The following is a 9,431-nucleotide window of genomic DNA, read 5'->3' as shown; positions in this document are numbered from 1 at the left end:
TCAAACTCTCCGTTGAAAAACAACACCCCAACCACACCAAAGGCACGATTGAGGAAAAAGAGATGCCCTGGCAAGAACAAAACATCTGACAAATTTGCCAGAATCATTGTCTTACCAAAAGAATCGAATCCTGCACCACCTACTCCAAAGAGCAGACAACACAGAAGACGAGGCATAACAAACTAATTCGTCGACTATGACACACTGTTGAGTTCTCAAGAATCAGGCGCGTCCCATCCTCGAACCTCTCGGTTCAAGCGGTGGGGCGACTCGTAAAACTTAGCGGTTTGATTCCCGCCCCGCAAATCCGGGGCCATCCTCATCCCTTCCCCGCGCACACCATCGCCCCGGAGAGTTCCGATCCGGCCCGGAGGCGCGTCTCGAACCACCCGTTGAGGTGATGTAGTTGGGGGCCGACCCGGGGCCGGAAGCCCGGCCCCTCGGCCTTGCTTCCCGCCGCTCCCTGGCGACAGACAGAACATTAGAGGACGCCGGTTCGATTGATCAAATCGGGTCGGCGTGACCCGGGCCACAATCGTGTTTGCGCAGGTCAGAGGGGGGTTGGGCCCGCTGGGGCGACGATTCCGAGCGTGTCGGGCACGGTTCGGCAGCCGGCGAGGCGCATCGCCTCGCGGGTCTGGAGCGACAGTTCCTCGTGCATCCGCCGCACCCCGGGCTCCCCGTCGAGGAGCGCGTAGAGCGGGAGCCGCCCCAGGAACACCGCCTGCGCACCGAGCGCGGTCGCGGCGAGGACGTCGAGCCCGTCGCGCACTCCCCCGTCGACGTACACCTCCGCCTGGCCTCCGACAGCTGCCACGACACCGGGGAGGCAGTCCGCTGTCCGAGCGGAGCGGTCGAGCTGGCGACCCCCGTGGTTGGAGACCCAGATCGCGCGGGCACCGGCCTGCGCACACCGGCGGGCGTCGTCGGGGCGCAGGACCCCTTTGACCACCACGGGCAGCCCGGTCACGGTCGCAAGCCAGTCCACGTCGTGCGGTCCGAGGTCGAGCGCCTTCTCCGATCCGGGCTGGTCGTCGTACCCCGGGTCGAAGTTCACGCGCACCCGGTGCGGCTCGACGGTGTCCCAGATGCCGACGCCGTCGACGTACTTGGTTCCGACCACCGGGGTGTCCACCGTGAGGACCACCGCCGATGCGCCCGCGGCCACTGCTCGCTCCAGGAGGGGCAGTGCCAGGGTCCGGTCCGCGGGCAGGTAGGCCTGCAGCCACCAGCCCACGCCGGTGGCGGCGATCTCACCGAAGGTGCTTCCAGCGTTGCTGGAGACGACCAGCAACGATCCCGCCGCAGCGCACGCGGTGGCCATGGCGACCTCGCCGTCCGGGTGGACGGCCCGCTGCAGGGTGGTGGGGGCGACTCCCCACGGAACCTCGAACCGCTCACCGAGCAGGGTGACCGCGAGGTCGATCTCGGTGACGTCGCGCAGGACGTGCGGGTGGAACCGCACCGCCGACCAGGCGGCGTTCGCCTCCTCGGCCGTGACCGACTCGCGCGCTCCGTGGACGAGGTGCTGGAAGACCGGCGTGGGCAGCTCGGCGCGGGCACGCTCCTCGAGCGTGCGGAGCCAGGTGCCCGCGCCGGTCATCTCAGCGAACCTCGACGCCGGCGAAGTTCTTCTTCCCCCGGCGCAGCACCATCCAGCTCCCGCCGATCAGGTCCTCGGTCGTGGGCACCAGGTCGACGTCCTCCACGCGGACGTTGTTGAGGTAGGCCCCACCCTCGCCGATGGTCCGCCGGGCGTCCCCCCGGCTCTTGGAGAGCCCGGTCTCCACGAGCAGGTCGACCACGGTCGGCAGCACGTCCGCACGCTCCACCTGGGTGACGCCCGCCTCGCGCAGGGCGGCACCGAGGGTGTCGGGACTGAGACCCATCAGGTCGCCGCCGCCGAAGAGCGCGGCCGAGGCCGCCTTGATCCGCTCGGTCTCCTCGGCCCCGTGCACCAGCGTGGTGACGTGCTCGGCCAACGCCTTCTGCCCGGCACGCAGGAAGGGCTTCTCGGCCATCTGGGCGTCGAGCTCCTCGATCTCGGCGCGGCTGAGGAACGTGAAGATCCTGAGCAGCTCGCCCACCTTCTCGTCCTCGACGTTGAGCCAGAACTGGTAGAAGGCGTACGGCGACATCATCTCCGGGTCGAGCCAGAGCGCACCGCCCTCCGTCTTGCCGTACTTCGTGCCGTCCGCCTTGGTGATCAGCGGCGTCGCGAAGGCGTGCACCTTGCCGGCGTCGCTGCGCCGGATGAGCTCCACGCCGCCGGTGAGGTTGCCCCACTGGTCGGACCCGCCGAACTGCAGCGTCACCCCGTGGTCGCGGTACAGGTTGAGGAAGTCCATGGACTGCAGCAGCACGTAGCTGAACTCGGTGTAGGAGATGCCCGCCTCGAGGCGGGACTTGACCACGTCGCGGGCGAGCATCCGGTTCACCGGGAAGTGCTTGCCGATCTCGCGCAGGAAGTCGATGGTCGACAGGCTCGCGGTCCAGTCGTAGTTGTTGACCATGGTCGCCGCGTTCTCGCCCTCGAAGTCCAGGAACGGCTCGATCTGGCGGCGGACCCGCTCGACCCAGTCCTTGACGGTGTCGAGGGAGTTCAGCGCGCGCTCCCCCGAGTCGCGAGGGTCACCGATCATGCCGGTCGCCCCACCCACGAGCGCGTACGGCGTGTGTCCGGCGTTCTGCAACCGTCGCGCGGTAAGGATCTGGACCAGGTTGCCCAGGTGGAGGCTCGGCGCGGTCGGGTCGAAGCCCACGTAGAACCGCACACTGCCCTCGGTGAGGGCCTCGCGCAGCGCGTCGAGGTCCGTCGAGTGGGCGATGAGTCCGCGCCACTCGAGGTCGTCGAGGAGGGTGGGATCGATGGTCACGCGAGGCCTTCCGTGGTGGGAGCTGACAGGGCCCAGCCTGCCGCATCGCCCGCGCGCACGCCCACCCGGTTTGCTCCGTGGCCGGTGAGTGCCGGGCGGCACCGGGTCGTGGATAGGCTCTGGACGGCACCAGGAGGTCCCCCCACGTGATCGCAGACAGGTACACCCTCGACCGAGAGATCGGCCGTGGCGGCATGGGAGCCGTGTGGCTCGGCCGCGACCGCGTCCTCGGTCGCGAGGTCGCGCTCAAGCGCATCGGGATGATGCCCGGCGTCGGCACCCCCGACCTGGAACGTGCCGAGCGCGAGGCACGGCTGGCGGCGCGGCTCAACCACCCGCACGTCGTGGCGGTCTTCGACCTCGTCACCGAGGGCGACCACCAGTGGCTGGTGATGGAGTACGTCGAGGGCGTCACGCTGGCACAGCTCGTCAAGCGCGACGGCGCCCTGACCCCCGACCAGGCCTCCCCCCTGATCCGTCAGGTGTCGGACGCCCTGGCCGCGGCCCACGCCGTCGGCATCGTGCACCGCGACGTGAAGCCGTCGAACATCCTGGTGAACCCCCGCGGCGAGGCGAAGCTCTCCGACTTCGGGATCGCGCGCGCCTCGGCCGACGCGACGCTGACCCAGACCGGCCTGGTCACCGGCTCCCCTGCCTACCTGGCGCCCGAGGTCGCGTCCGGGGCGATGGCACGGGACGCCAGCGACGTCTGGTCGGTCGGCGCCACGCTGTTCCACGCTCTGGCCGGCCGGCCGCCGTACGACGTGGGCGACAACCTGATGGGGGCGCTCTACCGGATCGTTCACGAGGAGCCGCCACGGCTCACGAACGCAGGGTGGCTCACTCCCCTGCTCGAGGCGACGATGACCCTGCGGCCGGAGGACCGCTGGTCGATGGCGCAGGTCCGGGACTTCCTCGCCGCCGGACCGACCGGGACGGTGCTGCACCCCGCGCCCGCCACCGTGCGCGAGACCGGCGCCGGACGGACGCAGGTGCTCGACGCTCAGCCGCCGAACAGCCGCCGTACCCTCCCACCCGCGCCCGAGCCGACGCCGTCCGCCCCGGCGCGCCGTCCCCGTCGTACGCCGGGTGGGGCCCTGGTGATCGGCGGCCTGGCTGCCCTCGCCCTGGTCGCCCTCGTCCTGTGGGGACTCGTCTCCCTCTCCACCGGCGACGACGAGCCGGCCGACCGTTCCCCGGGCGGATCGGCGTCGACCCCGGCCAAGGCCCCGGTCACCGAGAAGGACCTCACCGACTTCGTGGACGACTACCTCTCGACGGTCACCCGCGACCCGGAGACGGCGTTCGCGATGCTCACGCCCTCGTTCCAGGCGCAGAGCAACGGTCTGAGCGGCTACACGGGGTTCTGGAGCACGGTGCGCTCGGCCGAACTCGTGAACGCCTCGGCCGATCCCACCACCCTGGTCGTGCGCTACACCGTCGAGTACACCAAGCAGGACGGCGCGCGGGTCCGCGACGACGTCACCCTGCAGCTGGTACGGCGCAACGGCACGTTCCTCATCGACGGAGAGGCGGGATGAACGCAGCCGGACCTGGTGCGTTCAGCCGTTCCGAGGACCGGCGGCCCCCTATCGTGTCCTCGGGAGGACACATGGACCACGGCCGCCTGTTCCGCGACATCGTCGAGACATCCCCCGATGGCATCTGGGTCCTCGACCTGGACGGCCGCACGATCTACGCCAACGCCGAGATCGCCAGGCTGTACGGCGTGCCCGAGTCCGAGGTCATGGACCTCACCGTCTTCGACACCCTCGACGAGGAGGGCCGGGCGCAGTTCCGGGCCCATCTGGCGGACCTCCGCACCGGTGCGTTGAACCCGCACAACGTGGAGGTCCAGTTCGTCCGCCGTGACGGCAGCGTCCGATGGGTGCTGGTGCGGGAGAGCGAGCTGCGGGCGGAGGACGGTTCGCTCACCGGGATCCTCCACCGGCTCACCGACTACACCGAGCAGCGTCAGCTGGCCGACACGGTCCGGGCCAACGAACAGCGGCTCGCCGAGGCCCAGCGGATCGCGCGGATCGGCAGCTGGGAGTGGCAGCTGGCCAGCGACGAGATCACGGGGTCCGCCCAGCTCTACGAGCTGTACGGGCTGAGCGCGGACTCCTTCCCGGTCTGCTACGAGCAGTTCATCCAGATCGTCCACCCCGACGACCGTCCGACGGTCGACGACGCCGTCGCGGACGCGCTGGCCGGGCTCGACGAGTTCGTCTTCGTGGCCCGCCTCAAGGGTCCCGGGGACACCTGGGTGTGGACGCGAGGGCGTGGCGTCACCGTCCGGGACGACGCCGGTCGGGCCGTGGCGATGAAGGGCACCCACCAGGACATCACCGAGGTCAAGGAGACCGAGCAGACCCTGCAGGACTACGCGTCCCAGAACGCCATCATGCGGGCCGTCGCGAGCGCGGCGAACGAGGCGGAGAGCCTCACCGAGGTGCTGCGTCAGGCGGAGTCGCTGGTCCTGCTGCACGACGACTGGAGGCGTGCCCGGGCCTTCGTCCCCGCCCGGGACGGCAGCGGCCTGGTACCGCTCCTGATCGACCCCGACGCAGACTCGGGCGACGACCAGCCGGACGAGGCAGACGCCGACAGCGCAATGGAGCTGGAGCTCGCCCGACGTGCCTTCGAGCACCAGACCAGCCTGTGGTCCGAGGACCGCCTCACCATCGCCTTCTGCATCTCGTACGCCGACGAGGTCTGCGCCGTCGTCACGATCACGTCGGATCCGCCGCTGTTCCGCCACGACATGATCCAGGCGATGGTCGAGCAGGTGGCCGTCCAGCTCGGGCGAGTCGCCGAGCGTGAGCGCACGGCCCGGGAGCTCGCCCAGGCGCGGGACGGGGCCATGGAGGCCTCGCGCCAGAAGTCGGAGTTCCTGGCCACGATGAGCCACGAGATCCGGACACCGCTCAACGGCGTGATCGGGCTCAACGACCTGCTGTTGCGCACCAACCTCGACAGCAACCAGCACCGGCTCTCCTCCGGTGTCCAGGTCGCCGGGCGCGCGCTGCTCAGCGTCATCAACGACATCCTGGACTTCTCGAAGATCGAGGCCGGCAAGCTCGAGCTCGAGCGCATCGACTTCGAGGTCCGGCCGGTCTTCGACCAGGTCGCCAACGTGCTCTCCGAGAGCGCCCGCAGCAAGGGTCTCGAGCTGATGGTCTCCTGCCACCCGGCGGTACCCGAGAGCCTGGCCGGGGACCCGACGCGGCTCGCCCAGGTGCTCACCAATCTGGGCTCGAACGCCATCAAGTTCACCGACGTGGGCGAGGTCATGATCCGGGCCACCGCGGAGCCCGTGGACGATCGCGTGCGCCTGATGGTGGAGGTCGTCGACACGGGGGTCGGCGTCGACGAGCTCTCGGTCGACGACCTCTTCGCGCCGTTCACCCAGGCGGACGCGTCCACCACCCGGATCCACGGGGGCACCGGCCTGGGCCTGGCGATCTCCCGCGACATCGTCGAGGCGATGGGCGGCGAGATCGGGCTGAAGCCCAACCCGGGCGGTGGCAGCGTCTTCTGGTTCACGCTGATGCTGGATCCCTCGGTCGGAGACGCACCCGACCCCGCCGACGCCCACGCCACCGCCCACCTCTGCGGGCGGCGCGTCCTGATCGTGGACGACAACGTGCACAACCGGCTGATCCTCGAGGAGCAGCTGGCCTGGTGGGGTGTGCGCTCGTACGCCGCCAGCAGTGCGGACGAGGCACTCCAGATGCTCGACCAGGCACTCATCGACGGGGACCCCTTCGAGGCCGCCCTGCTCGACATGGCGATGCCGGTGCGGGACGGCTTCCACCTGGCGGCCGACATCCGGCGCGACCCCGCCTTCGACGACCTCGAGCTGGTGATGCTCACCTCCCTCTCGACCCCGGACCCGGCCCGCGTGCGCCGCTACAACATCTCCGAGTGCCTCACCAAGCCCGTGCTCGCCGGGGTCCTGCGCTCGTCCCTGCTCGAGCACCTGGCGGGCGTCGGCACCCGCACCGGCTCGGGTGTGGACAGGGCCTCCACCGAGGGACCCACGCACCGGATCCTCGTCGTGGAGGACAACACGCTGAACCAGCTCGTGGCCGCCGGCATCCTGGAGTCCCTGGGGTACGAGGCGGTCACCGCCTCGGACGGGATCGAGGCCCTGGAGATCCTGGAGAGCGAGCAGTTCGACGCCGTCCTGATGGACGTGCAGATGCCCCGGCTCGACGGGTACGGCGCGACGCGGCGGCTGCGTGAGCGGGAGTCCGACGGCAGGCGCATCCCGGTGATCGCGATGACGGCGGCCGCCGTCGAGGGCGAGCGGGAGCGCTGCCTGGCCGCAGGCATGGACGACTTCCTGACCAAGCCGGTCGACCAGGCCGGCGTGGCGGCGATCCTGCGGGAGTGGTTGGACGACGACCACATCTGGGTCGAACCGGATCGACCGGCTGCGGCCCCACCCGCGCAGGAGCCACCCCGGCAGGAACCCCTCAGGGGGCTTGACATCCCCCGCATCGACGAGCTGCGCGACCTCGACCCCGGGGACACCAGCTACCTCGACCGGGCGATCGGCAACTTCGTCACCAGGACCCCGACCACGCTGGAGACGATCCGCACCGCCTGGCGGACCGGGGACTCCGCGCAGCTCAAGGCGGTCTCCCACAAGCTGGCGGGTGGGGCACTCAACCTCGGGGTGGAACGGGCCGGCCGTATCGCCCAGCAGATCGAGACCGCGGTCGACCAGGGCACCTCGGAATTGGCGGGGCCGCTCATCGAGGCTCTCGACGAAGCGCTCACCGAGGGCAGGACGGCTCTGCTGGACTACCAGGCGACGTACTCCGACGAGGCACCGGCGGACTGAACCAGCACAGGTCGGTCGTTTGACGGCCGGGCAACCTGGGGAGAACCGCTGGGCGGGTACCACTCACCGAGCGCGCACCCAGCGCCAGACAGGAGAGACCATGCGGAACCTGGCCAGCATCATCCTCGTCATCTGGCTCGTGATCGGAGCGTTCGCGGCCTACCAGCGCGGATACTTCGGTGACGATCGTGAGGTCAACTGCAAGACAGCCGGGGACACAGCGCTCACCGTCGTCGCGGGGCCGCTGAACTACGTCGGGGTGAACCCCACGGTGGACTGCGAGGTGCCCGAACCATCCGAGTGACCGGCCCCACCTAGGGAAAATCTGGCTCCTCGGCGGTCCAGCGCCCCGAAATCGGGGGTACGTTGGTCGGTATGGAGACACGGGGGGTCACCACAGCACCGCATCAGCACACGGTCGCCTTCTGTGATTCCGAACGAGAAACCGTCCTCACCATCTCCGACTATGTCGCGGAGGGCTTCCAGCACGGCGAGCCGGTGCTCGTGGTCGCGACCGCCGCCCGCCTGAGCGAACTCGACGCCGAACTCGACGCGCGGGGCTACGAACCCGTCGAGGCTCGTGCGCTGGGCACGTTCGTCACGCTGGACGCCGAGAGCACCCTGGACACCTTCATGGTCGACGGATCCCCCGACCCGGATGCCTTCCGGCAGCGGATCGGTGGCGTCGTCGATGCCGTGCGGGGTGACGCCGACGTCGTACGCGTGTTCGGCGAGATGGTGGCGCTGCTCTGGGACGACGACAACGTCGCTGGAGCCATCGAACTCGAGGACCTCTGGAACTCCCTCGCTGTCGACCGCAACTTCACGCTGCTGTGCGCCTACGCCTCCACCGTGCTTGACGCCGACGCCCTCTCGGACATCGGTCTGGTGTGCGACCGGCACACCACGGTGCTCTCCCCGGACAAGTACCTCGCCGGCTGGCCCCGGCCCTACGGTCGCGGGAACCTGCAGTGGTCCGAGGTCTTCCTGCCGGTCCCCGAAGCGGTTCCCGCCGTACGCTGCTTCGCGGTCAGCGTCCTGGAGTTCTGGGACACCGACCACCTCGCTGCGGACGCCGGTTTGGTGATCACCGAGATGGCCGCCCTCGTCGCGACCGAGATGGGGTCGCCGTTCCGGGCGTGTCTGGAGCGAACCTCGCGAGGGTTGCGCGTCTCCCTCGAGGAGGCCGGCCAGGGTGCGGTCAGCAGTCGCGTCACCGGCTTCGAGAGCGTCTCGGACCCCGGTATGACCGTGATCGCCGGCGTCGCCGACCGGTGGGGCTGGGAGATGGACACCGACCGCAAGGTCCTGTGGGCCGAGTTCGTCACCTCCCCCAGCCAGGCCGGCCTGAGCTGACGCCTTCGCCTCAGGGTCGCTTCACCTTCATGATCAGCAACTGCCCCTTCTCCCGGTACGGCGTGGGGCCGCCCTCGTAGTCCGGCTCCCCCATCTGCTCGTCCCACCCGTGAGCCTGGACGTTGATCAGGAACGTCCCCCTCCCGAAGACGGACGAGGCATCGACGATGCCCGCGGTCTCCCAGTCCCCCGGCGTGGTCGGGTCCGGGCTGGAGGACTGGTCGATCTCGGCGATCAGACGTCGCGCGCCGGTGGCCAGGTCGATCCGGAAGACGCGCGCGTTGACCTCGCCCTTGTTGTGGCTGCCGGGGTCCTCGGTCACGTAGAGCCCGCGCTTGGTGGTCTCG

7 protein-coding genes are annotated in these 9,431 nt (G+C 69.7%); 4 read left to right on the top strand and 3 right to left on the bottom strand.

Annotated elements, in window-relative coordinates; translation table 11 throughout:
* Positions 1-550 precede the first annotated feature (550 nt).
* The gene (locus ABZE72_RS13450; protein ID WP_372729541.1) at positions 551-1,603 is read right to left on the bottom strand and encodes an alpha-hydroxy acid oxidase; all 1,053 of its coding nucleotides are present in this window, start codon (positions 1,601-1,603) and stop codon (positions 551-553) included.
* A 1-nt stretch (position 1,604) separates the two neighbouring features.
* The gene (gene tyrS / locus ABZE72_RS13445) at positions 1,605-2,876 is read right to left on the bottom strand and encodes a tyrosine--tRNA ligase (RefSeq protein ID WP_372729540.1); all 1,272 of its coding nucleotides are present in this window, start codon (positions 2,874-2,876) and stop codon (positions 1,605-1,607) included.
* A gap of 146 nt (positions 2,877-3,022) precedes the next feature.
* Between tyrS and ABZE72_RS13440 the strand changes: the two genes are divergently transcribed.
* The 4 genes from ABZE72_RS13440 (at position 3,023) to ABZE72_RS13425 (ending at position 9,084) form a co-directional block, all read left to right on the top strand.
* The gene (locus tag ABZE72_RS13440; protein WP_372729539.1) at positions 3,023-4,417 is read left to right on the top strand and encodes a serine/threonine-protein kinase; all 1,395 of its coding nucleotides are present in this window, start codon (positions 3,023-3,025) and stop codon (positions 4,415-4,417) included.
* 71 nt (positions 4,418-4,488) lie between these two features.
* On the top strand, positions 4,489-7,728 hold the full coding sequence (locus tag ABZE72_RS13435) for a response regulator (protein WP_372729538.1): 3,240 nt from the start codon (positions 4,489-4,491) through the stop codon (positions 7,726-7,728).
* Positions 7,729-7,828: 100 nt separating this feature from the next.
* Positions 7,829-8,032: a hypothetical protein gene (locus ABZE72_RS13430; protein ID WP_372729537.1), complete on the top strand. Its 204-nt coding sequence runs from the start codon at positions 7,829-7,831 to the stop codon at positions 8,030-8,032.
* 71 nt (positions 8,033-8,103) lie between these two features.
* Positions 8,104-9,084 carry an MEDS domain-containing protein gene (locus tag ABZE72_RS13425; protein ID WP_372729536.1) on the top strand — a complete coding sequence of 327 codons (981 nt, stop codon included), beginning with the start codon at positions 8,104-8,106 and terminating at the stop codon, positions 9,082-9,084.
* A gap of 10 nt (positions 9,085-9,094) precedes the next feature.
* Here ABZE72_RS13425 and ABZE72_RS13420 read toward each other — a convergent pair.
* Positions 9,095-9,431, bottom strand: a 337-nt coding sequence (locus tag ABZE72_RS13420) for a hypothetical protein (RefSeq protein WP_372729535.1), incomplete at its 5' end; no start/stop codon positions are given.

The sequence above is a fragment of the Nocardioides sp. genome, from assembly GCF_041600255.1.
Classification (GTDB): domain Bacteria; phylum Actinomycetota; class Actinomycetes; order Propionibacteriales; family Nocardioidaceae; genus Nocardioides.
The sequence above is the reverse complement of the archived record's forward strand: the minus strand, read 5'-3'. Positions and strand labels throughout refer to the sequence as shown.